The sequence below is a fragment of the Cryomorphaceae bacterium genome (genome assembly GCA_017798125.1).
Lineage (GTDB): Bacteria > Bacteroidota > Bacteroidia > Flavobacteriales > ECT2AJA-044 > ECT2AJA-044.
In genome coordinates this window covers 924,774-949,197 of the sequence record CP059070.1, presented here as the reverse complement: position 1 = coordinate 949,197, position 24,424 = coordinate 924,774, and the positions used below count along the sequence as shown (strand labels likewise).

The window sequence follows — 24,424 nt, the reverse complement described above, 5'->3', positions numbered from 1 at the left end:
AATCAGGATTTACGATTGGCTAAAAGTTCAGGAGGACGCCCGTCAAAAGGATTGTGCATCCGGCCGATGGTCCGGGCACCCATGCTCACCGCACGCTTGACCGAGCCCTCTCCAAAGCGGTGACGCATCTTGTCCATGGCCTGATACAAACTGATGAGCTCCTCGGTATCCTCAAATAGGTTGATCTGGTGACCGCCTCCGACCAGATGACTCATGCGCACACCGACCAGACGAACGAGAAGACGTCGGTTGTAGAGCTTGTAAAAAAGCTCCTTCGCTTTTTCGATGAGCACATGGTCAGAAGCCGTGTAGGGAATCCGTGCTTGGAGGCTGTGGGTATTGAAATCCGAGTACCGGATTTTGACCGTAATGCAGGCCGTCAATTTGTTTCCGCGACGCAGTTGATAGGCCAGGCTTTCGGTCATGGCGACGAGTAAATCGTGGAGCTTGTTGACGTCAATGGTGTCTCGTTGGAAGGTCCGCTCGGTGGAAATGGACTTGCGCTCGTGGTAGCTGATGACCGGGCTGTTGTCGACGCCATTGGCCTTGAGCCACATCATACGTCCGTGCTTGCCGAAGACCCGTTCGACCAACTCGAGGGGCATATCCTGAAGGGTGCGGATAAACTCTACGCCCAGATCGCGCAATTGACGGTAGGTCGCAGCGCCGATCATGGGAATCTTCCGGACCGATAGTGGAGCCAAAAACGGTTTCTCCGCTCCGCTCGCAATGTGCATATGTCCATAGGGTTTACCTTCTCCTGTGGCCACCTTCGCTACCGTCTTGTTGGTGCTTAGCCCGAAGGATATGGGGAGCCCTGTCTCGTGGGTAATCTTCTGCTGAAGCTCCCGGACAAACTGATAGCATCCAAAGAATCGGTCCATGCCTGTGAGATCGGCATAGAACTCATCAACCGAGCTCTTTTCATAGAGGGGAACCTCCCCTTTGATGATCTCCGTGACCAAGTCCGAGTACTTGCTGTAGTTCATGGAATTTCCACGGAGATAGATCGCGTCCGGACAGAGCATTTTGGCCTGACGCATCGGCATGGCGGAATGCACCCCAAAGCGGCGTGCCTCATAACTACAAGAGGCCACAACTCCTCGATCGCTCGTTCCACCAATGATGACCGGCTTACCTACGAGCTCCGAATTGAGCAGGCGTTCCACCGACACAAAGAAGGTGTCTAAATCCAGGTGAACGATGTTCTTGTCTTTCATTTTCCGGGTTGAAAAATTGTGTTTTGATCTTTTTGACAGTATATTTGTCAATATTGTGACAACAAATTAGTCATCGGAAAAATAGAACGCAACCCCTGTTGAAAAGTTTCATGGCATTCGGACCCAATCTTCACCTGCTCAGAAAACGTCAACGCCTCGCACAGCAAGACGTGGCCAACGAATTGGATATTTCACGCTCTTCGCTAAGCGCTTATGAATTGGGCACCGTAGAGCCTCCCTATGGGATGCTGCTCAAGCTGGCTGATTTTTACCGCTTGTCCGTGGATGTATTGCTGCGCGAAGACCTGTCGAAGTGGAGCGAGCAAAAAATCGCGGCTTGGCAACAAGACGCAGACCTACGCGGCCAAAAGCTGCGGGTTCTGACCACCACTGTAGGAACGGATAACGAAGAGAACATTGAGCTTGTAGACACCAAGGCAAAGGCAGGTTATACCACGGGCTTTGCCGACCCCGAATACATCGCCTCTCTCCCTACTTTTCGATTGCCTTTTTTGAGCGATCAGCGCAAGTATCGCGCCTTCCCTATTTCCGGAGACTCCATGCCTCCCGTTCCAGATGATTCTATTGTCATTGGAGAATTCACACAAAACTGGGAGACTCTTCCTGCTGGACAGGAATGCATTGTATTGACCAAAGACGAAGGCATTGTCTTCAAACAGGTTCATGTTCAGGCTCACGGCCTATTGCTGGTCTCCACAAATCCCGCATATGAGCCCTATGTAGTCCCCTTTGCGGAGGTCCGTGAAATCTGGAGTTTTACCCACTACATCAGCGGAGCCTTTGAGTCTAATTTCGGTAGTGATGGCGTTTGGACTCAAGCCATTAGAGATTTGCAAAGAGAGGTCGCAGAGATCAAGGCAAATCAAAATCGTTTAGTAACTTAAGCGTACCAAACCAAGCCTCCCCATATGAATCGATTGTTACGCTCTTCTCTTCTTTCCCTCTCCATATTGGCCATTTCGTTTTCCGGATGGGCCCAGAACCGCGATGCCTATTTAGCCGGTATTCAGGGTTGTCTGGATCGCAACAATAAAGCCTGCGCCATAGTGGCCATCAAGAAATGCATCGAGGTTTTTCCGGACGATCCCGACAACGCCCGTCTTTATGCGCAGCTCGGTGGATACTATGAAGACTTGAATCAAGTCCCCAAGGCCCTTGAGATATACGAAGAAGGCCTCAGTCAGTTCGAAACAGACCCATACCTCTTGAGCAGCAAAGCCAGCGCACTTTCCGCCATGGGTTATTTCAGTGAGGCTGTAGACTTGTACTCAGAGGTACTAAAAGATGATCCCGGAAATCGTTCCGCTCGATTGGGCCGGGCCGAGATGTACATCAACGCACACGAATTAGATCCGGCCATTGCCGATTTGGAGTACTTACTGCGCAAAGATGGAGGAAGCGATCCTGGAGTGATTCGCCTGCTTGCAGAAGTAGAGCTGGAAAAAGACAATTTCGATGAGGCCATGAATTACTGTAATCAGCTCATCGTCGCCGAACCCCAAAACTCTGTGGCCTATGAGCAGCGTGCCCGTATTTTCGCTGAAAAAGGAAATCCAGCGGCCGGGTTGATTGACATCAACCGCTCTATTGAGCTGGATAAAGAGCGCGTAAGTCCGTACCTCACCAAAGGTAAATTGCTCGAAGCGCTAGATCGCAATAGCGAGATCTGCGGAGTCGCTAAGCAAGCGATGAAAAACAACATTGCCGAGGCAAGTCTGGGTAATTTGATGGTGCACTGCCCTTAAGAAGTGCGTTGCAGGGCTAAACTTTTTTAATCTTCCTCTTCCCCTAAGACAAGGTCAAAATCCAATTGCTTTTGGTTGAGATCTGCCCGCTTGGTGCGCACCATAACGGTATCGCCCAGCTGGTAGATCTTACCCGTATACTCTCCAATGATGCAGAAGTTGGCTTCGTCGAAGGTGTAGACATCGTCGTCGATTTCCGATAGGCGAACCAGACCCTCGCACTTGTTCTCGTTGATCTCCACGAAGATCCCCCACTGGGTCACCCCAGAGATCACACCGAGGAACTCTTTACCGATGTGCTGGGACATGTAGAGCACTTGCATGTACTTAATACTCGCGCGTTCGGCATCGGCGGCCATTTTCTCCCGCTCACTGGAATGCTCGCATCGGGCCTCATACTTATCGGGGTCTTTGGCCTGGTGCGCGCCGTCCAAATACGTCTGAAGGAGGCGGTGAACCATGACATCTGGGTAGCGACGAATGGGCGAGGTGAAGTGGGTATAGTAGTCAAAGGCCAGACCGTAGTGACCGATGTTCTCGGTGGTGTAAATGGCCTTGGACATGGTTCGGACCGCGAGCTTTTCGATCATGTTTTCTTCAGGCTGCCCTTGCACCTGATGCAGGATGCTGTTCAACGAATTCGTGATGGTCTTGCGGTTGGTCAAGGTCATGCGGTAACCGAATTGCTTGACAAAATTATTGAACTCTGCCACCTTGGTCGGGTCGGGCTCGTCGTGGACCCGGTAGACCATGGTTTTATTGGAATAGGTTCCTTCAGGTGTACGGCCGACAAACTCCGCCACCTTTCGGTTGGCCAAGAGCATGAATTCTTCGATGAGCTGATTGGCGTCCTTGGACTCCTTGAAGAACACGCCCAAGGGCTGGCCTTCAGGGTCAAGGTTGAATTTGACCTCTACGCTGTGAAAAGAAATGGCCCCAGATTTCATGCGCTTCGCACGCATCTTCTTGGCGAGTCGGTCCAAGAGATGCAGCTCGTTTTCCATATCGCCATCTGCGCCTTCCAGAATTTCTTGAGCTTCTTCATAAGCGAATCGGCGATCACTGTAGGTGACCGTCCGGCCAAACCAGCTGTGCAAGATCTCGGCCTCATCGTTCATTTTGAAAACGGCGGAAAACGTGAACTTCTCTTCATTGGGGCGTAGAGAACACAGGCCATTGGAAAGCACTTCCGGCAGCATGGGTACCACACGATCTACTAGGTATACCGAAGTCGCTCGGTCGTAGGCCTCGCGGTCAATGATATCTCCAGGTTGAACGTAGTGCGAGACATCGGCGATGTGGATGCCGATTTCATATAGGCCGTCCTCGAGTACCTTCACAGAAAGGGCATCGTCAAAATCCTTTGCATCAACCGGGTCAATGGTAAAGGTGGTGGTGTCCCGCATATCCCGACGACGGGCGATCTCTTCGGGGTCTAGTTCTGTGGGAATTTGAGCAGCCGCTTCTTCCACTTCTTCAGGAAAGCGATAGGGCAATCCGTACTCTGCAAGCACCGCATGCATCTCGGCATCAGCTTCACCTGGATTCCCGAGTACGTCAATAACTTCTCCGAAAGGTGAGGATGCAGACTCCGGCCAATCGGTCATTTTGACCAAGGCAATTTGCCCATGGGAAGCGCCTTTGAGCTTGTCGAGTGGGATGTAAATATCCATGTGCATCCGCCTGCTGTCCGGTACCAAGAACGCAAACTGCTTGCTGATTTCAATCTTACCTACGAACTCGGTTCGTGCCCGTTCAATAATGGCCTCGATTTCTCCTTCGGGCTTACGATTGCGCCGACGCGCATGGGCGTAGACCTTCACATAGTCGCCGTGAAGAGCGTGTTTCATATTGCGAGGTGAGATCCAGATATCATCCTCATCGGTATCTTCGAGCATGACATAGCCTCCCCCATTCTTGGTCATATCGACCCAGCCAGTGAAGTGGCGTTGGTGGCGCTTGGCCTTGAACTTACCCCGGTCAACTTGTTCCAATACCCCTTCAGCAGCAAGCGTGGCGATGATTTGAACGATCAGATTGCGATCGTGGGCATTGGTGACGCCGATTTGCGCGGCAATTTGTTTGTGGTTGAGGGCCTTTCCGGAGTTGTCTCGGTAGGCTCGAAGGACGCGGCGCTGAAGTTCCTTCTTCTTGTATTTCAGATTGCCGCTTTTCTTACGTTTCGCCATATCTTCCGAAGGTAAGGAAAAGGGAAGTTAGCGGGACATCGTGTCGTAGGCACAAAAAATATTTAACTTGCAGAGTCCTGTTTTTCAGCAGGTTAAGAAATAAATGCAAAAAAACTTCACACTCAGGCAACGCGGAATCCCATTTCCGTGTCTATCCAATTGAAACCCGGAAACAGTGCGACTGATCAACCTCGGAAATTCGGAAGAGCAACTGATACGGAAGTGTCTCAAAGGTGAGCGAAAAGCTCAACGAGCGCTCTACGATAGGTTCGCCGGCAAGATGCTGGGGGTATGTCGACGCTACGTGCGGAGTCAATACGATGCGGAAGAAGTACTGTCCAACGGTTTCATTAAGGTCTTTCACAACTTGGAGTATTACCGAAGCGAGGGAAGCTTCGAAGGATGGATCCGACAGATTATGGTCCGCGAGGCGCTCAATTTTCTACGGAAGCAAAAAGCCTTCTTCGAAGAAACGGAAGATGCCGTCCTCGAATCTCTGGAGCCTGTCGCCGAACAGAGAGAACTGGAAGCGCAGGATTTAATGCAGCTCATCGATGAGTTGCCCACGGGATACCGGACAGTGTTTAACCTCTTCGCCATTGAAGGGTATAGCCACAAGGAAATCGGATACGAATTGGGGATTTCGGAGGGAACTTCGAAGAGTCAATTGAGCAAGGCGAGAAAGATGTTGCAAGAACGAATGAACGAACTAGAATACGAACAGCTATGAATGCGACCGACCAAAAATTTCGCGAGGGCCTCGAAGGACACGAGGTGAAGCCGAGCGACGCTGTTTGGGAGCGCGTTGAGGCAGGGCTTCCCGCCACAGAAGAGAAAAAAGCAGTGGTGCTTTGGTACCGCTGGGCCGCTGCGGCAGCCATCTTGCTGATGTTCGGATTGGGATGGATGAGTCGCGACTGGTCCGGAGAAGTCCCCGCTCAAGAGCAAATCGCCGCTAAACCTACCGAAGAGTTGGAGGAGGCTAAAAAAGGTGAGGCGACAGAAAGCACCACCGAAGAAACGCAAGCCGAAACGACCCCAGTGGAAGAAGGAAGTTCGGAAACGACTGTAGAACCTGTCATTCCAACTACGCCCAAGGTGGTGAACTCACCGACACGCGCCCGGGAGCAAGTGATCAGCCTTCCAAAAGCAACGGTGAACCTGGCTTCATTAGATGTCCAAACGATAGAAGACCAGCCTGTGGATGCGCGTAAGAAATTTAAGATTGACCTTGAATTTACCGCTCCGCCCAGCAAGGAATTGATTGCCTCAGCGGAGCCGCAAAAAAAGAGCATTACCGAATTCGTAGATGATCAATGGGAAGCCTTGAGCGGATTGAAATTCAAAGATCTCGAGAACCCTAAAGGCAAAGTAGAATTGCCCAAAATTGATCGGAACGCCTTGAGCCTAGACAACCTTTTTAACAGAAACAAGCAACAGTAACATTAACACTTTAACACTCAGTAACATGAAAACCAGAACCCTACACTATTTACTGTCCATGATGGCAGCCCTTTTGATCGGATTGCCGTCTATGGCGAGCGTTCCAGGTGGCGAAGAAGACACCGTGATCATCGAGTCCAACGGAACCAAAATCATTATCCAAACGGACTCAAGCAGCGACTTAAACGGTTTGTCCAGCGTAGACATCAACCGCATGGTTGAAGAAATCACGCGTTCTATGACCGCAGCAAGCGAAGAAATGGCCCGTGAGTTGGCCGAGATCGAGCGAGCGGAAGAAGAAGGTCGAATCAGTGAAGATGAAGCCGATGAGCGTCGTGAGCGCGCCGAAGAAGAAATGGAGCGCCAAGTAGAAGCCATGGAAGAAGAGCTCGAAGCTCAAATGGAAGCACTGGAAATGCTCAGTGAAGAAATGGAGCGTCGGGTGATTATTGAAACAGAAGGTGGCGAGACCATTTTCGGATACAGTACCGATGACGACCTATGGGAAGGTGACGATTGGGATGACGAAGACGACTGGGACGATGACGATTGGGAAGTCGAATGGGACATGGGAGATAACGATGACCCAACCGTAGGTTATTTTGACCTCTCGATTGGACTAAACAATTATCTAGATGCCGATGGCAATTTCCCTACGGCCAGCGAAGATGGATTCGCCGTGAAAACGTGGAGCATGCATTGGGGATTGGGCTTTGGTGCCAAAACCCGACTCGGAAGCGAAAACAGCCCAGCACAGATCAAGTACGGTGTAGAGATCGCTTGGTCGAACTACAACTACGAAGGAACATTTGTACCTGTAAAGACAGAAGATGAAGTGATTTTCGTCGACAATCTTCAGACGGGATATGACAAGAACAAAATGAACGTAACCACCATCAATATTCCATTGATGCTTCAGTTGACTTCAGCAAAAGCGCTCTTTTTGGAAAACGGATTCAACTTAGGCTTTGGTGGATATGCGGGTTTCCGTACCGGTTCAAACGGAAAGTTTAAATACCGCGATGACAACAACGAAAAAGTGAAAATGAAGACCAAGTCAGATTACTTCTTGACCGACTTCCAGTACGGTCTTCAGGCTCAAATTGGAATCGCAGGAGTGAACTTCTTTGCGCGCTATGGCCTCAACACCTTGTTCCAAGAAAACCGCGGACCAGAACTGACCCCAGTGGTATTTGGAATTGTACTGTAATGAATTGGCGGCATGGCCGTCTACAGTATGAAGGTTTGAGTTAATTAAACTTTGGCAAGCCTTTTGCATCTAATGAATAGACCTATCGTTTAGATTATTTCGTAGCAGAAACACTTAACACTGGCTTGTTAAAGTGAGAAAGCCCTGGAGGAGTCCGGGGCTTTTTTTATTCGTGAGTCAAGAGCGTGATGATTTCAGCATGCTGTGGAAAGCGATCGAGTAGTTGCTGACGGCTAGGCAATTCGAAATCTGCAAAGCTGAAGCCGGGGGCTACCGTACAACCCGCTAAGGCGTAATCCTGATCTAGGACCTCACACGCGAACCATGTTTGTCCGGGAATGATCACCTGAAATTCCTGGTTTCTTTTCAAGTCTGGTCCGACCTCTACACAGGCGTAGGTACCGATGACGCTAATCATGTGTATGCGGATGGTGCCTCCTTCGTAGTGATGCCACACCTCATCTTGATTGATTCTGTGCCATGCCGAAAACGTCGTGGCTGGAAGTAAGAAGTAGATGGCCGTGCTGTGGTTTCGAGTTCCGCCATAGCCTTGCGGCAAGGCGTCTTCTGGGATGTAGCGTTCACTCCGGTAATTCTCCCGGAAAAAGCCTCCCTCTGGATGGGGCTTGAGGTGGAGCAATTCCACCAATTCCTCTACCCTAGTCATCGAAACTAACTACAACCTTCTCACTGCGCGGGTGCGCTTGACAAGTCAGTACATATCCTGCTTCGAGCTCATCCTCTTCCAGGGCATAATTCAAGTCCATCTCGACTTTTCCTTCCATCACCTTGGCTTTGCACGTACAGCAAACGGCTCCTTTGCAAGCAAAAGGAACATCGGCTCCGTGGTGGAGGGCTGCATCCAAGATATTGGGGCCGTCTTCATCCAGTCCGAACGCATAGGTCATACCATCCAGGGTCACTTGAACCTGAGCGTCGTAAGCCTCCGGCGCTTTTTCCACCATAGGTTTGTGCACTGCTTTTGCCTGTCCGGGCGTAGTAAAGAGCTCAAAGTGGACTTTCTTTTTGTCGACTCCTTTCTCAATCAAGGTGTCCTTGATATCCATGATCATTTCGCCAGGGCCGCAGAGGAAAAACTCATCAATCGACTTCCAATCAAAGAGACGATCGCAGAATTGCGCTGCCTTTTCCCCATCTAACCGTCCGTTGAACAGAGGTGCGTCCGTAAGCTCACGACTGAGCAAATGGTACACGCTTAAGCGGTCTAGGTAATCGTTTTTGAGCGCCTCAATTTCATCGCGGAATATAATGCTGTCGAAATTCTTGTTTCCATAAAACAGGGTAAAATGGCTGTCGGGCTCCGTTCTGAGCACAGTCTTCATGATGGACATGACTGGCGTAATTCCCGAACCGGCAACAAAGGCCACATAATGCTTGGCCTGCTCCGGCTTCAATTCCGTGTAGAACTTTCCAATCGGCGTCATGACCTCCAGCGCATCCCCCTCTTGAAGCACCTCATTCGCAAAGGTCGAAAACTTTCCCATCGGCACCGCCTTGACGGCAACGCGCAACTCATTGTCTAATGGACAGCTGCAAATGGAGTAGGAACGACGCACTTCTTCACCGTCGATTTCCGTCTTCAACGTCAGGTATTGTCCCTGAATATATCGGTAGTCGGCATCCAAGGTATCCGGCACGTCAAACTGCAGACTGACACATTCTTCTGTTTCACGTCGGATTTCTTTGACCTTGAGGGTGTGGAATTGAGGCATGTTTCGTCGGTTAAGTCCAGCAAAAATAGGGTTTTACACCCATCAAACAATTCTTAGCCCTCGACCGTTTTTCGTATACTTGTAAACTGGTTCAAGCCCTACACTATGGACGAAATGAAACTGGAAGCTGCCTTTCAAGCGACAATCGATCGCGAAGAAAAAATTGAGCCGCGCGACTGGATGCCAGAAGCGTATCGCAAAACACTCATTCGCCAGATTTCGCAGCACGCGCACAGCGAAATTGTGGGCATGCTTCCCGAAGCCAATTGGATTACCCGTGCACCGAGCCTTCGCCGTAAAGCCTCTTTGTTGGCCAAAATTCAAGACGAAGCAGGACACGGACTGTATTTGTACAGCGCAGCCGAGACACTCGGTGCCAAGCGCGAAGACCTCATCGATGATTTACACGCGGGAAAGGCGAAATACTCCAGTATTTTCAATTACCCCACCGTGACTTGGGCCGATATCGGCGCCATCGGTTGGTTGGTTGATGGAGCGGCGATCCAAAATCAGGTACCCTTGTGTCGTACCTCCTATGGCCCATATGCCCGCGCCATGATTCGGGTGTGTAAAGAAGAAAGCTTCCACCAACGTCAGGGGTACGAGATCATCTCGACCTTGGCGAACGGAACTCCAGAGCAGAAAGAAATGGCTCAAGATGCGTTGAATCGCTGGTGGTGGCCATCGCTGATGATGTTTGGGCCCAACGATGCAGACTCGCCGAACAGTGCACGCAGCATCCAATGGAAGATCAAGAGAAAAACCAACGACGAACTCCGTCAGGAATTTGTCGATAAAACTGTACCGCAGGCCGAATTCATCGGATTGCGTGTACCTGACGACGAACTCAAGTGGAATGAGGAACGCGGTCACTATGACTTCGGTCCCATCGATTGGGAAGAGTTCTACAATGTGATTCAAGGGAACGGGCCGTGCAACAAGGAACGTGTGGCTGCTCGCTTGAAAGCAAAAGAAGAAGGGCTTTGGGTGCGTGAAGCGGCCAATGCCTATGCTGAAAAACGTCGTCAGCGAAAAGCCGAAACCGCATGAGCGAATCAAAACCAAGTGATTGGCCTCTTTGGGAGGTCTTCATCCGCAGCAAAAGTGGTTTGCACCACAAACACGTAGGCTCTCTGCACGCGGCAGATGCCGATATGGCTATAGAAAATGCTCGTGATGTATATACCCGTCGATCAGAAGGCATCAGCATTTGGGTCGTCGAGTCGAAGCACATCATCGCCTCCAATCCTACGGAAGGTGAGAGTCTTTTTGAGCCAGCGGACAACAAAGTTTACCGACACCCGACCTTCTACGACATTCCGAAGGAAGTCGGTCACATGTAAGCCACTATGGAAATCAAAGAAGCCCTTTTTCACTACGCCCTTCGCATGGGTGACAATAGCCTGATCTTAGGTCACCGCCTAAGCGAGTGGTGTGGACATGGCCCCATTTTGGAACAGGACATCGCCTTGATCAATGTGGCCTTGGACCTCATCGGCCAAAGCCGGAGCTACCTGAGCTATGCCGGAGAACTAGAGGGCGAAGGAAGAAGCGAGGACGACTTGGCCTATCTCCGTCGTGAGCGTGAATTTCGAAACGTTTTGTTGACCGAGCTCCCCAACGGGGACTTCGGGAGAACCCTTGTACGTCAGTTCCTTTTTGACGTCTTCCACTACCTTCAGTTGGAGCGCTTGACGGAAAGCAGTGATGAGCAATTGGCAGCGATTGCCACGAAGTCCCTTAAAGAAGTGACCTATCACCTGCGGTATTCCAGCGAGTGGATGATTCGCCTGGGCGACGGTACAGAAGAAAGTCATCGCCGCGTACAAGAACCCTTGAATGACCTTTGGGCCTACACGGGCGAAATGTTCGAGATGGATGATGTGGATGAGACCTTAGTGGGAGTGGGCATCGCTCCTGACTTGGCGAGCCTCAAACCCGCCTGGGAAAACAAAGTCCGTGAAATTCTGACGGAAGCTACGCTGGATGTTCCCGAAAGTGGATGGATGCATTCCGGTGGTCGAAAAGGCGTTCATTCCGAGCACTTGGGCTACCTACTTTCTGAGCTCCAGTACCTGCAACGCAGTATTCCCAACGCTAAATGGTAAACCGATGAGCGCGACCGAAGACATCTGGGCATGGATGGAAGAGGTCAGCGATCCGGAGATTCCTGTGCTCACGGTCGTCGATCTCGGCGTGGTGCGCGATGTTGCCTTGGACAATGGTAAGGCCACGGTGACCATTACACCAACCTACAGCGGGTGTCCGGCCATGAATACCATCGAAGAAGAGATTAAAGCCAAGCTCGCCGAACACGGCTATGAAAACGCCGAAGTGAAAACTGTATTGGACCCCGCGTGGACCACGGATTGGATGTCCGAGAACGGCCGCCGCAAACTTGAAGAGTACGGAATAGCCCCTCCTGCCGCAGGCAGTGTCAATAAGAAAGCGTTGTTTGGAGAACCGGATGCGGTACGTTGCCCGCAGTGTAAATCCGAGAATACCCGTATGGTCAGTCAATTCGGTTCCACGGCGTGTAAAGCCATGTACCAATGCAACGACTGCCTAGAGCCTTTCGATTACTTTAAATGTCTGTAGGGGACTATTTGACCTCCTTGGCCTGATACATGAAGTAAGCACCCACCATGACGGCCGGTATGCTGAGCCATTGACCCATATTCAAGGCCATCCCTTCCTCGAATTCCACTTGGTTCTCCTTCACAAATTCAATCACGAAGCGCACGCCGAAAATGGCTACCAAAAAGAAACCAAAGAAATACCCTTGAAGGTCTTTCTTGTTGGTCCGGTAGTACTGACGAATCATGACCAGGAAAATCCCGAGGTAGCACAGCGCTTCATAAAGCTGAGCCGGATGGCGCGGCGTTAAGGGGTCAGGAACATAGGCCTTGGTGAAGATAAAGGCCCAGGGCAAGTCGGTGGCCACACCAATGATCTCGTGGTTGAATAGGTTCCCCATTCGGATAAAAAAGCCACCCAAGGCCACCACGATCACAATGCGATCCAGTATCCAGAGGACCGATTTCTTAGAATAACGCCGCGACCACAACCACAGCGACAGAATTATCGCAATCGCGGCTCCATGACTCGCTAAGCCTCCTTTGTTGATCATGACGATCTCACCAAGGTTTTGCGAATAGTACTCCCAATCGTAAAAGAATACATGCCCGAGACGCGCACCCACGATGGTTCCCACCATGATGTAAATGAGCAGGCCGTCGAGCCATTTCTCATTCAATTTCTCATGAACGAACATGCGCTGCACAATGGTGTAGCCGAAGAAAAACGCGAAGGAAAACATGAGTCCGTACCAGCGCACGGGCAGCCAGTCCACGTTCGGAAAGATCTCAGGTTCAATGGTCCAAGTAATGTAGGCCAGCATAGGCGCTAAGGTAGAAATTAATACCACTCGAGCACGGCCCAAATGCCCTTGCCCGTCAACAAATAACGCGAGGTTCCCGGCACCGGTACTACCGTGTAAAAGCCCCGCTCCGTTACAGAACTCCACTCCCCGTCAAAAAGTATATCGACCCCCGAACGCCCCGCCACAATTAAAGCGGGATTTGTGCCTACGGCACGATGTATCACTACGCCCGTCCGATGACCCGGATTGTTCGAGGGCATGAAGTTGACCCATGTTTCGCCACCGTCATAGGTCCGTCCCATACTTTGAATATTGGCCTCAGGTTCCGCCCAATTTCCCCCGACCATGAACCCCACTGAGTCCGTCAAAGTGAGTCCCATGGGACCACCCATTTCCAGCCCTTGCGGCATGGGCGTGGAAACCGCATCCCAGCTTACCCCTTGATCACAGGTTCGAAGCAGTCGATTGTTGATTCCTCCGGTGGCAAAATAGGTACAGCCCTTTCCAAAGGCGATGAGTTGATCGCTTGCCGCAAAGCCACCTTCCCCGGGCAACGCTTCAGGTAAAAGCTCCGGGTCAATACGACTCCACGACGCCCCTCGATCGATGGACCGGTAAATGGCCAAGGCTCCGTCAAAGGCATCCCCGAACATCCAGCCGTAGCCTTCACTCGAGAAACGCAGGGCGTCCATAAAGGCCTTGGGATCATCCTTTCTCCAGGCGATGGACCAATTTTGACCGGCATCTTCTGTTCGCCACAACACCGCCGGACTACCGGCCGAAAGGACCAGTACGGTACTATCGTCCAGCATCTCAATACTCCGATACTGCAAGGGTTCTGCGATCTCGCCTGGAGGTACCAAGGTATCTACACGCCAAGTCCGCCCACCGTCATAGGTACTGGCCACGCGAAATTCGTCACCCCCCATCCAAAAGACGTCGGCATTCCAAGCTTCCACCGCCCTGACCGTCATATCCTGAGGCAATCGGTCCAGCTCAAAATGAAATTCCTGGGCACTGAGGGTCAGTGCCAGGATGAGAGAGACCAGAACAGCGGCCCCCTTCCTCATGAATAGAATTTCTTGTTTTCGCGCGCCATCTTGCGCAACAAGGGACTTGGGCGGTATCGGTCTTCGCCGTACTCCGCCTGCAAGCGTTCCAGAGTTTTCAACGTATGCTCAATCCCCTTCTCATCCGCCCAGGCCAATAGTCCTTTCGGATAATTCACGCCCTTGGTCATGGCCAAATCCAAATCGTCTCTCGTGGCGATATTCAAATAGAGCGCATCGGCCGCTTCGTTGATGAGCATCGCCAGCACACGCCAGACAATCTGTTCGCCCAATTCACGATCCGTGTTGGGTTCAGGTTTCGACGCTCCATCCGCGTAGTCGTAGTACCCATGACCCGTTTTGCGCCCCAGCCAGCCCGCTTCTGAGTGTCGCTTTTGGGTGAAGCTCGGACGGTACCGTGGATCGTAATAGAAGGCTGCAAACACACTTTCGGTCACCGCGTAATTGATGTCGTTCCCGATGAAATCCATCAATTCAAAGGGTCCCATGCGAAAGCCTCCCAGCTCCTTCATGGCCCAATCGATCGTGGCAAAATCTGCGAAGCCCTCTTCATAGATACGAAGCGCTTCTCCGTAAAACGGACGCGCCACGCGGTTCACGATAAAGCCCGGGGTATCCTTCGCCAATACGGTGACCTTTCCCCATGAATCAATCAAGCTGCGCGCGGCATCCATCACTTCAGGCGCCGTTTGAACGGCCGGAATAATCTCGACCAGTGGCATCAACGGCGCTGGGTTGAAAAAGTGAATACCGATGGCCCGCTCCGGCTTTTCTAAAGCACTGGCAATAGCCGCAATGGACAGAGACGAAGTGTTGGTCGCCAAGATGCACTGATCGTCCACAATCGCTTGAAGATCCTGAAACAGCTTTTGCTTTACATCCATGCGCTCCACAATCGCCTCAATGATGAGTCCACAACCCGCAAAGGCCTGAAGATCGCTCACCCAGGATATCCGCCCGTGAAGGGCGCTAATCTCTTCCGCACTCATTCGGCCTTTCTCGACCAAACGAGCCAATATTTTCTGAAGTTTCGCATCGGCCTTTTCAAGCGCCTGCGGCGCGATGTCAAACACCACCACCTCATGCCCGCTCTGGGCCGCTACCTGGGCAATACCGCTGCCCATCGATCCTGATCCTACAACTCCTATCTTCATTTTCCCTTGAATTCAGGTTTGCGTTTTTCCAAAAAGGCATTGACGCCTTCCGCATAATCTTCTGTTCCTCCCGCCCGCGTCTGCAGCTCATCTTCGAGCTCCAATTGCTTGTCCAAGTTGTTGCGCGTACTGCGATTCAAGGCGCATTTGGTCAAGCCCAATCCCTGCGTCGGCATCTGCGACAGCGTTGTGGCAATCGCCATGGATTCTTCCGCGAAGGTTTCATCCGAAAACACCTTGTACAACATACCCATTTGTTCGGCATCGGCGGCCTTTACCTTGTCGCCCATCATCATGAGGGCGCTGGCTTTCTGGAATCCAATAAGACGTGGCAAGAAGAAGGTTCCTCCGCTATCCGGAATCAAACCGATTTTACTGAAAGCTTGAATGAAGGAGGCGCTTTCCGTTGCAACAACGACATCGCAGGCCAGCGCGATATTGGCTCCGGCTCCAGCAGCCACCCCGTTGACCGCCGCCACAACAGGCTTGAGAATTCGACGGATGCGCTTTATGATGGGGTTGTAATGCTCGCTCACAATCTTCGTCAGCTCCGGGCCTTCCGGGTCAATGGCCTCGGCCAAATCTTGACCCGCACAAAAGGCCTTGCCTTCTCCAATGATGTAGATGGCGCGAATGCTCGGATCTGCCTCGCAGGCGTCCAATCGCTCTTGCATCGCCATGGCCATCGGGCGATTAAAACTGTTGAATTTATCGGGCCGATTCAGTCGGATCACGCCAACTGCGCCCACTTGTTCAAAAAGGATAGAATCCATGTGCAGTGAGGGTTTGCTCAAATGTATGAATATGACGGGGCTTCCTCGAATCGTCTGGTCGGCTTTTTCGTAACTTCTTGGCATGAAAAATCGAACCCTCCTATTGGTCGTACTTCTGTCGACCGCTCTCACTCTTTCGGCTCAAGACGAAGAATCCGCCAATGCACAGGCCAACAATCCACTAGCCAATATGACCGCTCTCAACTTTCACAACTACTACGTACCGCGATTGACGGACGCCACGAGCGATAGCTACCTCAACAATACCTGGGTGCGCTTTGCCAAGCCCTTTTCCGATGGACGTCTTCTGCTACGCGTATCCGCTCCTATCAGCACTGTCTCCACTCAACTCGGATTCGAAGGAGCTTCAACGACCTCCGGTTTAGGAGACATCAACGCCTTCCTCTCCTATCAATTTGTTTCCAAACCCACCGCCACCATTGGAGCTGGACCACTCCTCGTAGCGCCTACGGCAACCGACGATCTCTTGGGTGCAGACCAATGGCAAGCCGGTGTGGCCATCGTAGCCTTCATCGCTAAGAACCCAACTTTTCAGTTTGGAAGCCTCATTACCTACCAAACCTCCATTTCGGAGAACGATGCCGGAACCAGCACCAGCATTGCAGCCTTCCAGCCCTTTTACTTTTGGCAGCTTGGAAAAGGGAATTACTTGCGCGGTGCCCCTATTTGGGTGTTTAATCTTGAAGCGAATGCCTATCACGTGCCTTTTGCCTTGGGCATAGGAAAGGTAGTGCGCATCGGTGATACAGTCTGCAACCTATTTGTGGAGCCGCAGTATTCCATGCTCTCCGCCGGAGCCCTCCAGCCCCAAGTGCAAATCTTTACCGGAATCAACCTTCAGTTCCTGAACTAGCATCGTGCCGTTTAGGCACCGGGTCATAGCCTGACGTTCCCCAGGGATGGCAACGCGCGATGCGCTTGGAACCGAGCCAAATACCCTTGATCACGCCCCATTCGCGAATGGCTTCAATGGTGTAGGCCGAACAGGTCGGGGTATGTCGACAATTGCGCGGTAATAGCGGGCTAAGAACGAGTTGATATACCCGAATTAGGAAGATGAAGGGCGCCTGGATGATGGCCCTAACCGTTTTCACTTCTCGAAGTCTTTATACAGCATACTGGGCTGCACCTCTTTGTTGTGCTGGTACTTGTTGGAGCTGTACTTCTCAAAGTCACCATCGATGCTGTGGTAGAAAATCTGGCAGATTTCCACGCCCGGGTAGATGCGAATCGGCTGTACACAGAACATCTCAAGGGTCCAATATCCGCTGAAGCCCACATCACCAAAACCAGCCGTCACGTGGACAAACAAGCCCAAGCGACCGATGGATGAGCGACCCTCCAACATGGGAACAAAGCTCTCCGTTGTGGTGTGCTCAATGGTTCGGCCCAAATAGAGTTTTCCGGTTTCGAGCAGAAGACCTTCTTCCGGAATCACCATCTTGGTGGCCGTATTCTCCGACTTCATGTCCAGCACCTCGTTGTCATAAACCAGCACCTCGTTGTGGAGGCGGAGGTTGTACGAGTTGGGGTTCAACTGTCCTTCGTTGAAGGGGTCGATTTTGATGTCCTCGCCCATGTGTGCGAGAATTTGCTTTCCAGAAAGAATCATAGCTTATCCGTTTTGGGTCCAGAAGGTCCCCTCTTTACTGTCTTTCAACTGAATACCGAGCTCGTTCAACTGATCGCGAATCTTGTCGGACATCGCCCAGTCTTTATTGGCTCTTGCGGTGTTGCGCAACTCAATCAGCAACTGCATCACGCCCTCCAGGGATCCATCGTCTCCTGCTCCGGCATCTTCTCGTTCCAGACCGAGCACCTGCTCGACCATGGCGTGGAAGAAAACCTTCATCTCCTCAATGGTGGACTGAGTCAAGCTCAACTTGCCATCAATGTTGGAATTGATGACCCGCACAGCGTCAAAAAGCTCAGCAATTAAGATGGGCGTATTGAAGTCATCGTTCATGGCGGCAAGAGCACGTTCTTTCCACGCGGAGGCGTCGTACTCGTCCTTTTCCCCTGCTTTCATGCGGTCCATGTCATCCATGGCCTGCATCATCTTCAAGTATCCCTTCTCGGCCGCCTGAAGCGCTTCATTGGAGAAGTCGATAGGCGAGCGGTAGTGGGCTTGAAGCATGAAGTAACGAATGATCATCGGTGAGTACGCTCGCTCGAGCAAGTCGTGGTTTCCCGTGGTCATTTCCTCGAAGTTGATGAAGTTGCCCTTACTCTTGGCCATCTTCTGTCCTTCGAGGGTGAGCATATTGTTGTGCAGCCAGTACTTCACTGGGGCATGCCCGAAGGCTGTGCAGCTCTGCGCAATTTCTCCTTCGTGGTGCGGGAATTGAAGGTCCATTCCTCCACCGTGAATATCAAAGGTCTCTCCAAGATACTTGGAGCTCATAGCTGTACACTCGAGGTGCCAACCCGGGAAGCCTTCGCCCCAGGGCGAGTCCCATTTCATGATGTGCTCCGGCTTGGCCTTTTTCCAAAGCGCGAAATCCTTAGGGTCGCGCTTTTCACTTTGGCCGTCCAAGCTTCGGCTTCCACTTTGGAGGTCTTCCAGTACTTTACCTGAAAGCTGGCCAAAGGGATAGTCCTTGACGTACTTGGCCATATCCAAGTAGACACTTCCGTCCACTTCGTAGGCATAACCGCGCTCCAAGATGGTTTCAACGATCTTGATTTGCTCGGGAATATGTCCGGTTGCACTCGGCTCGATGCTCGGCGGCAAGGTGTTGAGCTTGGCATAGGCCTCATGGTAGGTATAGGTGTACTTCTGTACAATCTCCATGGGCTCGAGCTGCTCCAAACGCGCCTTCTTGGTGATTTTATCCTCACCGGCTCCGGCGAGTTCGTCTTCCAAGTGCCCCACATCGGTGATGTTCCGAACGTAGCGCACCTTGTACCCGAGGTACTTCAGGTGACGGAATACGATGTCGAAAACCACGGCTGCGCGGGCATGTCCCAGGTGTGGCTCACCATAAACGGTAGGGCCACAGACATACATCCCCACGAAGGGCGGGTTGATCGGTTGGAAAACTTGTTTCTCGCGTCCGAGCGAGTTATATACGGTTAAAGGAAATTCTTTGGTCAGATCCATAATAGCTGGTTTTGCGGTTGTTGAACGAACGATTCAGAAAAGGAGAATCAGCAACAACAGCAACAGCTGCAAAAGTAAGAAGTGAGGATCTTCATAGGATCAAATCTTGAGACCAAATTACAATTCCATATTGATATAATCCAAGAACTCTTTTCGTACTTCGAGGTCTTGGAATTTTCCGCCGTACTCCGCCGTCACGGTGCTGCTGTCGATATCGCGGATACCGCGTGAATTCACGCAGAGGTGCTTCGCATCAATCACACAGGCCACGTCCTCTGTTCCGAGCGCCTCTTGCAGGTCCTTGACGATCTGCATGGTAAGGCGTTCTTGAACTTGTGGGCGCTTGGCGTAGTAGTCCACAATACGGTTCATTTTAGACAAGCCGATAACGTTCCCGCTGGATATGTAGGCGATATGTGCCTTCCCAACGATGGGCAAGAGATGGTGCTCGCACGTGGAGTACAGCGTGATGTTCTTCTCCACGAGCATTTCACCGTACTGATAGGTGTTGTTAAAGGTGGACATCTTCGGTTTTTCTTCGGGCCGTAGGCCCCCAAAAATCTCCTGAACGTACATTTTAGCCACCCGGAAAGGTGTGCCTTTCAGACTGTCGTCCGTCATGTCCATCCCAAGGGTGTGCATGATGTCGTACACCTTTTCCGAAATGATGTCCATTTTCTGGTCATCACTCAGATCAAAGGCATCATCGCGTAAGGGCGTTCGGGTATAATCCCCGGCAGCATGGTGATCTCCCATGTCTTCCATCTCTTGACGCGTCGTATCTATATCTTGTTTCAAGCTCATGTGTTCTGCTTTTCCGTACAAACGCCTTACGGGCCGAAAGGTTTGATGATCCTTTGCTCAAGCCCTGGGGCTGAATGAAATAGGGCTGCAAAGATACAAAGAAAGCCGTTTTACGACTCCATGGCGGAGAAGGCTTGCTTCTGGAAGAGAATAAGCAAGGTTACACCAATCGATATGGCGCTGTCGGCGATATTGAAAACGGGGCGGAAAAAGACGAAGTAATCCCCTCCCCAAAAAGGAACCCAATTGGGCATATACCCTTTCCAAAGTGGGAAGTAGAGCATATCGACCACTTGGCCTTGAAGGAAGCCGGCATAACCACCACCTTCCGGTAGAAAGGTCGCTACCTGACCATAGCTTTCGCTGAAGAGCAATCCGTAAAAGGCCGAATCCAAAATATTCCCCAAGGCACCCGCCATGATGAGTGAGAAAGCCACGACAACCGCTCCTTTCGCTCCTTTATCAATCAGTGATTTGAGGTAGTAGCCAATGGCGACCACGGCACCAATTCGAAATAGGCTGAGGGCGAGTTTTCCCCATACGCCTCCGAATTCGAGTCCGAAGGCCATGCCGTTATTCTCCGTGAAGTGAATGCGCCACCAATCGAATACGCGAACCTCTTCCCCGAGGTAAAAGTTCGTTTTGACGTACACCTTGACGATTTGATCGATCAGGAGTACTGCGGCGATAATGAAGTACGCTTTTTTCAAAGGAAGGCGCCTTAGCGCTTGCTCATGTTTTTGGCTTCGATGCTCATGGTTGCATGAGGTACGAGCTTCAAACGCTCTTTACTGATGAGCTTTCCGGTAACGCGACAAATCCCGTAGGTTTTGTTCTCAATGCGGACTAAGGCGTTCTTGAGGTCACGGATAAACTTCACTTGGCGACTGGCCAATTGAGCATTCGCTTCCTTACTCATAGTGCTGGAACCCTCTTCAAATGCCTTGAATGTGGGAGAAGTATCGTCGGTTCCGTTGTTGACATCGTTGACATATGTCGCCTTGATTGCAGCGAGATCGGCCTCAGACTTGGCAATCTTTTCCAAAATAATATCTCGGAACTCCGCTAGTTCCTCGTCGCTGTAGTGTGTCTTTACATTCTCTGCCATAACTCTACACTTTTTGTATCAATATCTCGGTCGCAACATCTTCAAATTCCACTGATGTACCGGCTTCTGATAGCTCGGTGACCAGCGCTAAGTCTTCGGCTAGTGTTTCGCTGCAGATGTACGACCTGTTGTTCTGTACTGCAGCTTCTAGAGCCGGGTGACTTTTCATCTCCAAGGTGATGCGATCCGTAACCTCTAATCCTGAATCCTTTCGGATGTTCTGGATGCGATTTACCAATTCTCGTGCCGTACCTTCTTCTTTCAAAGCGTCCGTCAACGTCACGTCCAAGGCAACCGTAAGGCCATTTTCAGATGCAACCAACCAGCCCGGAATATCCTCGCTGGTGATCTCTACATCATCCTTGTTTAAAGTAACGGTTTCTCCGTCGATTTCCAGCTGATAAACGTCAGCACGCTCAATTTCGCGTATCTGATCTTGATCAAACTGGCTCAGAGCTCCGGCGATCTGTTTCATGAGTCTGCCGTAGCGAGGCCCTAATATCTTAAAATTCGGCTTAATCTTCTTGACCAAAATTCCGCTCTCTTCAGAAATCAATTCCATTTCCTTCACATTCACTTCAGAGAGGATTAGATCCTGAACAGCCCTAAGCTGTTTAGCGCTGTGATCGTCCAAGACGGGCACCATCACTTTTTGCAGTGGTTGGCGAACACGGATTTTCTCCTTCTTGCGCAGACTCAAGATCAAACTCGTAATGGTCTGGGCATTGCGCATACGCTCTTCCAGATCGTGGTCCACTTGGCCTTCGTGGTAGATCGGGAACTGACTCAAGTGTACACTGTCATGAGCCTCTTTACCTGTTACCCCATTCAAATCTCGGAACAAACGTTCAGCGAAGAATGGTGCGATTGGTGCCATGAGCTTTGCCACGGTTTTTAAGCAGCGATAGAGCGTTTGGTAAGCGGCGTGCTTGTCCGGACCAAACTCGCCTTTCCAGAAGCGGCGACGACTCAGGCGCACGTGCCAGTTGGATAAGTTTTCGGTAACGAAATAGCTGATGGATCTGGCAGCACGCGTTGGCTCATAGTCATCGTACGCTTCTTGCACCGTTTTGATCAGAGTGTTTAACTCTGAGATGATCCAGCGGTCAATTTCAGCGCGTTCCGCAACCGGCACTTCAGTTTCACTATCGTCAAACCCGTCGATGTTCGCGTAGAGGGCAAAGAATCCGTAGGTGTTGTACAGCGTTCCGAAGAACTTGCGCTGTACTTCTGCGATTCCGTCGAGGTCAAAACGCAAATTGTCCCATGGTTGAGCATTGCTGATCATGTACCAACGGGTGGCGTCCGCTCCGTAGGTTCCCAGGGTTTTGAATGGATCAACGGCGTTGCCCAATCGCTTGGACATTTTTTGTCCATTCTTGTCCAATACCAGCCCGTTGGAGACCACGTTTTTGTAGGCCACGCTATCAAAGACCATGGTCCCGATGGCGTGTAGAGTGAAGAACCATCCGCGGGTTTGATCTACCCCTTCAGCGATAAAATCGGCCGGATAGAATTCGCGGTTATCAATCAGCTCTTTGTTCTCGAAGGGGTAATGCAACTGAGCATAGGGCATAGAACCTGAATCGAACCAAACATCGATCAAATCCGCCTCCCGTGTCATAGGAGCACCGGTGCTGCTCACTAAGGTGATTTGGTCGACATGGCTTTTGTGCAGATCAAAGACGTTGTAGTTGTCTTCGTACATGTTTCCAGGTTCGAAGTCTGCCAATGGGTTCGAAGCCATAACTCCAGCCGTAACGGCTTTATCGCACTCCGCCTTGAGCTCTTCCATGGATCCAATACACAGAGCTTCGGATCCATCTTCCGTGCGCCAAATGGGAATGGGGATTCCCCAATAGCGGCTTCGGCTGAGGTTCCAATCATTCAAATTCTCCAACCAGTTTCCAAAACGACCAGTCCCCGTACTGGCCGGTTTCCAGTTGATGGTCTGGTTGAGTTCGATCAAGCGGTCTTTGACGGCCGTAGTCTTGATGAACCAGGAGTCCAATGGGTAATAGAGTACTGGTTTATCGGTCCGCCAGCAATGCGGATAACTGTGCTCGTACTTCTCGACCTTGAAGGCCTTGTTTTCTTCTTTAAGGAGGATGGCCAGTTCTACATCTATGGACTTCTCTGGAGCCTCTCCTTCAGCATAGTATTCGTTCTTGACATACTTCCCGGCAAACGCACCCATCTCCGGACGGAATCGGCCCTGAAGGTCAACAAGCGGCACTGGGTTCCCATTTTCGTCTTCGACCAGCATTGGAGGAACACCGGCATCTGTGGCCACCTTAGCATCGTCCGCACCAAAAGTCGGCGCCGTGTGTACGATTCCCGTTCCGTCTTCGGTCGTTACGAAGTCTCCGGGAATCACGCGGAAGGCTTCCGATGGATTGTCCATCGGCTGCGCATAGGGCAGAAGTTGCTCGTAGCGCAGGCCAACGAGCTCGCTTCCTTTCCACTCCTTGGTCACCAAAAAGGGGATCTTCTTTTCTCCCAGGCTGAACTGAAGGTCTCCTTCGTTCTCCGCCTCTACAAATTTGCCACTGAACTGATAGCCCAAAAGCGGCTTAGCCAAAATGACTTGGATAGGCTCGCCGGTGTACTGGTTAAAGCTTTTGACCAAGACGTAATCGATCTTGGGTCCAACGGTCAATGCGGTGTTGGATGGCAAGGTCCAAGGGGTGGTCGTCCAAGCCAGCAGGTGAACGTCGCCTTCGATGCCCTCGAGCATAGAGGCATGTTCGTCTCGGACGGCCTTGAACTGGGCCACGACGGAGGTGTCTTTTACATCCCGATAAGTCCCGGGCATATTGAGCTCATGAGAGCTGAGTCCCGTTCCCGCTTTTGGGCTGTAGGGCTGAATGGTGTAGCCCTTGTACAGCATCTCCTTATTGTAGATCTGCTTCAATAGCCACCAAACGCTCTCGATGTATTTGTTCTCGTAGGTGATATAGGGATCATCCATATCCACCCAGTAGCCCATCTTCTCCGTTAGGTCATTCCACACATCCGTGTAGCGCATGACCGCTTCCCGACAGGCTTTGTTGTACTCCTCAACGGAGATGGACTTTCCAATGTCCTCCTTGGTGATGCCGAGTTCCTTTTCAACGCCCAGCTCTACGGGCAAGCCGTGGGTGTCCCAACCCGCTTTACGCTTGACTTGGTAGCCCTGAAGGGTCTTGTACCGGCAGAATATATCCTTGATGGTCCGCGCCATGACGTGGTGAATACCGGGCATTCCGTTCGCCGAGGGTGGACCTTCGTAAAACACGTAGGGCTTGTCGGCCGGACGCTCGCTGACGCTGCGCTCAAAAATGCGCTCTTCTTTCCAAAAGGCCAATACCTCATCCGTGAGGCCGGCCAAATCCAGCTTTTCGTATTCGGGATACTTCTTCATAATCGCTTCTCCGTCGGGGACTTAAGCGTGCAAAAATAAGAAATT

25 protein-coding genes are annotated in these 24,424 nt (G+C 51.3%); 10 read left to right on the top strand and 15 right to left on the bottom strand.

The window, feature by feature from the left end:
* Positions 1 to 2: 2 nt before the first annotated feature.
* Entirely contained in the window at positions 3 to 1,220 is a 1,218-nt protein-coding gene (gene dinB / locus HZ996_04015; protein QTN38341.1) for a DNA polymerase IV, read from the bottom strand.
* Positions 1,221 to 1,330: 110 nt separating this feature from the next.
* Here dinB and HZ996_04010 point away from each other — a divergent pair, with 110 nt between their 5' ends.
* Both HZ996_04010 and HZ996_04005 read left to right on the top strand, forming a co-directional pair.
* Positions 1,331 to 2,125 carry a LexA family transcriptional regulator gene (locus HZ996_04010; protein QTN38340.1) on the top strand — a complete coding sequence of 265 codons (795 nt, stop codon included), beginning with the start codon at positions 1,331 to 1,333 and terminating at the stop codon, positions 2,123 to 2,125.
* 24 nt (positions 2,126 to 2,149) lie between these two features.
* Entirely contained in the window at positions 2,150 to 2,986 is an 837-nt protein-coding gene (locus tag HZ996_04005) for a tetratricopeptide repeat protein (protein ID QTN38339.1), read from the top strand.
* Positions 2,987 to 3,012: 26 nt separating this feature from the next.
* Here the strand turns inward: HZ996_04005 and rnr are convergent, their stop codons facing one another.
* Positions 3,013 to 5,175 (bottom strand): ribonuclease R, encoded by a 2,163-nt coding sequence (gene rnr, locus HZ996_04000; protein QTN38338.1) that lies wholly within the window; start codon positions 5,173 to 5,175, stop codon positions 3,013 to 3,015.
* 175 nt (positions 5,176 to 5,350) lie between these two features.
* Here rnr and HZ996_03995 point away from each other — a divergent pair, with 175 nt between their 5' ends.
* The 3 genes from HZ996_03995 to HZ996_03985 are packed head-to-tail and all read left to right on the top strand — an operon-like array spanning position 5,351 to position 7,828.
* The gene (locus HZ996_03995; protein QTN38337.1) at positions 5,351 to 5,905 is read left to right on the top strand and encodes an RNA polymerase sigma factor; all 555 of its coding nucleotides are present in this window, start codon (positions 5,351 to 5,353) and stop codon (positions 5,903 to 5,905) included.
* Entirely contained in the window at positions 5,902 to 6,618 is a 717-nt protein-coding gene (locus tag HZ996_03990) for an anti-sigma factor (GenBank protein ID QTN38336.1), read from the top strand. Before HZ996_03995 ends, HZ996_03990 begins: the two co-directional genes overlap by 4 nt.
* A gap of 25 nt (positions 6,619 to 6,643) precedes the next feature.
* Positions 6,644 to 7,828: an outer membrane beta-barrel protein gene (locus tag HZ996_03985; GenBank protein QTN38335.1), complete on the top strand. Its 1,185-nt coding sequence runs from the start codon at positions 6,644 to 6,646 to the stop codon at positions 7,826 to 7,828.
* A gap of 166 nt (positions 7,829 to 7,994) precedes the next feature.
* Here HZ996_03985 and HZ996_03980 read toward each other — a convergent pair whose 3' ends face one another.
* Positions 7,995 to 8,495 (bottom strand): cupin domain-containing protein, encoded by a 501-nt coding sequence (locus HZ996_03980; GenBank protein ID QTN38334.1) that lies wholly within the window; start codon positions 8,493 to 8,495, stop codon positions 7,995 to 7,997.
* Entirely contained in the window at positions 8,488 to 9,561 is a 1,074-nt protein-coding gene (paaK, locus tag HZ996_03975) for a phenylacetate-CoA oxygenase/reductase subunit PaaK (protein ID QTN38333.1), read from the bottom strand. Before paaK ends, HZ996_03980 begins: the two co-directional genes overlap by 8 nt.
* Positions 9,562 to 9,666: 105 nt before the next feature.
* Here paaK and paaA point away from each other — a divergent pair, with 105 nt between their 5' ends.
* Genes paaA through paaJ form a run of 4 tightly spaced genes read left to right on the top strand, consistent with a single transcriptional unit; the run spans position 9,667 to position 12,159 of the window.
* Positions 9,667 to 10,611 carry a 1,2-phenylacetyl-CoA epoxidase subunit A gene (gene paaA / locus HZ996_03970; protein ID QTN38332.1) on the top strand — a complete coding sequence of 315 codons (945 nt, stop codon included), beginning with the start codon at positions 9,667 to 9,669 and terminating at the stop codon, positions 10,609 to 10,611.
* Positions 10,608 to 10,904 (top strand): 1,2-phenylacetyl-CoA epoxidase subunit B, encoded by a 297-nt coding sequence (gene paaB, locus HZ996_03965; protein ID QTN38331.1) that lies wholly within the window; start codon positions 10,608 to 10,610, stop codon positions 10,902 to 10,904. The genes paaA and paaB overlap by 4 nt, the downstream gene beginning before the upstream one ends.
* A gap of 6 nt (positions 10,905 to 10,910) precedes the next feature.
* Positions 10,911 to 11,669 carry a phenylacetate-CoA oxygenase subunit PaaC gene (gene paaC, locus HZ996_03960; protein QTN38330.1) on the top strand — a complete coding sequence of 253 codons (759 nt, stop codon included), beginning with the start codon at positions 10,911 to 10,913 and terminating at the stop codon, positions 11,667 to 11,669.
* 4 nt (positions 11,670 to 11,673) lie between these two features.
* Positions 11,674 to 12,159 (top strand): phenylacetate-CoA oxygenase subunit PaaJ, encoded by a 486-nt coding sequence (gene paaJ / locus HZ996_03955; protein QTN38329.1) that lies wholly within the window; start codon positions 11,674 to 11,676, stop codon positions 12,157 to 12,159.
* 4 nt (positions 12,160 to 12,163) lie between these two features.
* Here the strand turns inward: paaJ and lgt are convergent, their stop codons facing one another.
* From lgt to HZ996_03935, 4 genes are read right to left on the bottom strand one after another with little or no spacing between them, the layout of a single operon-like run.
* Positions 12,164 to 12,961: a prolipoprotein diacylglyceryl transferase gene (lgt, locus tag HZ996_03950; GenBank protein ID QTN38328.1), complete on the bottom strand. Its 798-nt coding sequence runs from the start codon at positions 12,959 to 12,961 to the stop codon at positions 12,164 to 12,166.
* Positions 12,962 to 12,978: 17 nt separating this feature from the next.
* Positions 12,979 to 14,013, bottom strand: a complete 1,035-nt coding sequence (locus HZ996_03945) for a hypothetical protein (protein ID QTN38327.1) — start codon at positions 14,011 to 14,013, stop codon at positions 12,979 to 12,981.
* On the bottom strand, positions 14,010 to 15,167 hold the full coding sequence (locus HZ996_03940) for an NAD(P)-binding domain-containing protein (protein QTN38326.1): 1,158 nt from the start codon (positions 15,165 to 15,167) through the stop codon (positions 14,010 to 14,012). Before HZ996_03940 ends, HZ996_03945 begins: the two co-directional genes overlap by 4 nt.
* Positions 15,164 to 15,940, bottom strand: coding sequence for an enoyl-CoA hydratase/isomerase family protein (locus HZ996_03935; protein ID QTN38325.1), 777 nt, complete (start codon positions 15,938 to 15,940; stop codon positions 15,164 to 15,166). The genes HZ996_03940 and HZ996_03935 overlap by 4 nt, the downstream gene beginning before the upstream one ends.
* 82 nt (positions 15,941 to 16,022) lie before the next feature.
* Here HZ996_03935 and HZ996_03930 point away from each other — a divergent pair, with 82 nt between their 5' ends.
* The gene (locus tag HZ996_03930) at positions 16,023 to 16,814 is read left to right on the top strand and encodes a hypothetical protein (protein QTN38324.1); all 792 of its coding nucleotides are present in this window, start codon (positions 16,023 to 16,025) and stop codon (positions 16,812 to 16,814) included.
* Here the strand turns inward: HZ996_03930 and yidD are convergent.
* From yidD to HZ996_03895, 7 genes are all read right to left on the bottom strand, one after another.
* Complete coding sequence (gene yidD, locus HZ996_03925) at positions 16,792 to 17,055, bottom strand: membrane protein insertion efficiency factor YidD (protein ID QTN38323.1); 264 nt, start codon at positions 17,053 to 17,055, stop codon at positions 16,792 to 16,794. The two genes, HZ996_03930 and yidD, sit on opposite strands and share 23 nt — an antisense overlap.
* Positions 17,052 to 17,573 carry a dCTP deaminase gene (locus HZ996_03920; GenBank protein QTN38322.1) on the bottom strand — a complete coding sequence of 174 codons (522 nt, stop codon included), beginning with the start codon at positions 17,571 to 17,573 and terminating at the stop codon, positions 17,052 to 17,054. Before HZ996_03920 ends, yidD begins: the two co-directional genes overlap by 4 nt.
* Positions 17,574 to 17,576: 3 nt before the next feature.
* Positions 17,577 to 19,064, bottom strand: a complete 1,488-nt coding sequence (locus HZ996_03915; protein QTN38321.1) for a cysteine--tRNA ligase — start codon at positions 19,062 to 19,064, stop codon at positions 17,577 to 17,579.
* 117 nt (positions 19,065 to 19,181) lie between these two features.
* Positions 19,182 to 19,868 carry a GTP cyclohydrolase I FolE gene (gene folE / locus HZ996_03910; protein ID QTN38320.1) on the bottom strand — a complete coding sequence of 229 codons (687 nt, stop codon included), beginning with the start codon at positions 19,866 to 19,868 and terminating at the stop codon, positions 19,182 to 19,184.
* Between the two features lie 110 nt (positions 19,869 to 19,978).
* Entirely contained in the window at positions 19,979 to 20,578 is a 600-nt protein-coding gene (locus HZ996_03905; GenBank protein ID QTN38319.1) for a lipoprotein signal peptidase, read from the bottom strand.
* 11 nt (positions 20,579 to 20,589) lie between these two features.
* A complete protein-coding gene (locus HZ996_03900) occupies positions 20,590 to 20,976 on the bottom strand; it encodes a TraR/DksA family transcriptional regulator (GenBank protein QTN38318.1) in 387 nt (128 codons plus the stop codon).
* Between the two features lie 4 nt (positions 20,977 to 20,980).
* Positions 20,981 to 24,382 (bottom strand): isoleucine--tRNA ligase, encoded by a 3,402-nt coding sequence (locus HZ996_03895; GenBank protein QTN39997.1) that lies wholly within the window; start codon positions 24,380 to 24,382, stop codon positions 20,981 to 20,983.
* Between the last annotated feature and the right edge of the window lie 42 nt (positions 24,383 to 24,424).

What these genes read in the sequence shown, in the direction of transcription:
- dinB (QTN38341.1), bottom strand. Translation starts at nt 1,220, where the DNA reads ATGAAAGACAAGAACATCGTTCACCTGGATTTAGACACCTTCTTTGTG.
- HZ996_04010 (QTN38340.1), top strand. Translation starts at nt 1,331, where the DNA reads ATGGCATTCGGACCCAATCTTCACCTGCTCAGAAAACGTCAACGCCTC.
- HZ996_04005 (QTN38339.1), top strand. Translation starts at nt 2,150, where the DNA reads ATGAATCGATTGTTACGCTCTTCTCTTCTTTCCCTCTCCATATTGGCC.
- rnr (QTN38338.1), bottom strand. Translation starts at nt 5,175, where the DNA reads ATGGCGAAACGTAAGAAAAGCGGCAATCTGAAATACAAGAAGAAGGAA.
- HZ996_03990 (QTN38336.1), top strand. Translation starts at nt 5,902, where the DNA reads ATGAATGCGACCGACCAAAAATTTCGCGAGGGCCTCGAAGGACACGAG.
- HZ996_03985 (QTN38335.1), top strand. Translation starts at nt 6,644, where the DNA reads ATGAAAACCAGAACCCTACACTATTTACTGTCCATGATGGCAGCCCTT.
- HZ996_03980 (QTN38334.1), bottom strand. Translation starts at nt 8,495, where the DNA reads ATGACTAGGGTAGAGGAATTGGTGGAATTGCTCCACCTCAAGCCCCAT.
- paaK (QTN38333.1), bottom strand. Translation starts at nt 9,561, where the DNA reads ATGCCTCAATTCCACACCCTCAAGGTCAAAGAAATCCGACGTGAAACA.
- paaA (QTN38332.1), top strand. Translation starts at nt 9,667, where the DNA reads ATGGACGAAATGAAACTGGAAGCTGCCTTTCAAGCGACAATCGATCGC.
- paaB (QTN38331.1), top strand. Translation starts at nt 10,608, where the DNA reads ATGAGCGAATCAAAACCAAGTGATTGGCCTCTTTGGGAGGTCTTCATC.
- paaC (QTN38330.1), top strand. Translation starts at nt 10,911, where the DNA reads ATGGAAATCAAAGAAGCCCTTTTTCACTACGCCCTTCGCATGGGTGAC.
- paaJ (QTN38329.1), top strand. Translation starts at nt 11,674, where the DNA reads ATGAGCGCGACCGAAGACATCTGGGCATGGATGGAAGAGGTCAGCGAT.
- lgt (QTN38328.1), bottom strand. Translation starts at nt 12,961, where the DNA reads ATGCTGGCCTACATTACTTGGACCATTGAACCTGAGATCTTTCCGAAC.
- HZ996_03945 (QTN38327.1), bottom strand. Translation starts at nt 14,013, where the DNA reads ATGAGGAAGGGGGCCGCTGTTCTGGTCTCTCTCATCCTGGCACTGACC.
- HZ996_03940 (QTN38326.1), bottom strand. Translation starts at nt 15,167, where the DNA reads ATGAAGATAGGAGTTGTAGGATCAGGATCGATGGGCAGCGGTATTGCC.
- HZ996_03935 (QTN38325.1), bottom strand. Translation starts at nt 15,940, where the DNA reads ATGGATTCTATCCTTTTTGAACAAGTGGGCGCAGTTGGCGTGATCCGA.
- HZ996_03930 (QTN38324.1), top strand. Translation starts at nt 16,023, where the DNA reads ATGAAAAATCGAACCCTCCTATTGGTCGTACTTCTGTCGACCGCTCTC.
- HZ996_03920 (QTN38322.1), bottom strand. Translation starts at nt 17,573, where the DNA reads ATGATTCTTTCTGGAAAGCAAATTCTCGCACACATGGGCGAGGACATC.
- HZ996_03915 (QTN38321.1), bottom strand. Translation starts at nt 19,064, where the DNA reads ATGGATCTGACCAAAGAATTTCCTTTAACCGTATATAACTCGCTCGGA.
- folE (QTN38320.1), bottom strand. Translation starts at nt 19,868, where the DNA reads ATGAGCTTGAAACAAGATATAGATACGACGCGTCAAGAGATGGAAGAC.
- HZ996_03900 (QTN38318.1), bottom strand. Translation starts at nt 20,976, where the DNA reads ATGGCAGAGAATGTAAAGACACACTACAGCGACGAGGAACTAGCGGAG.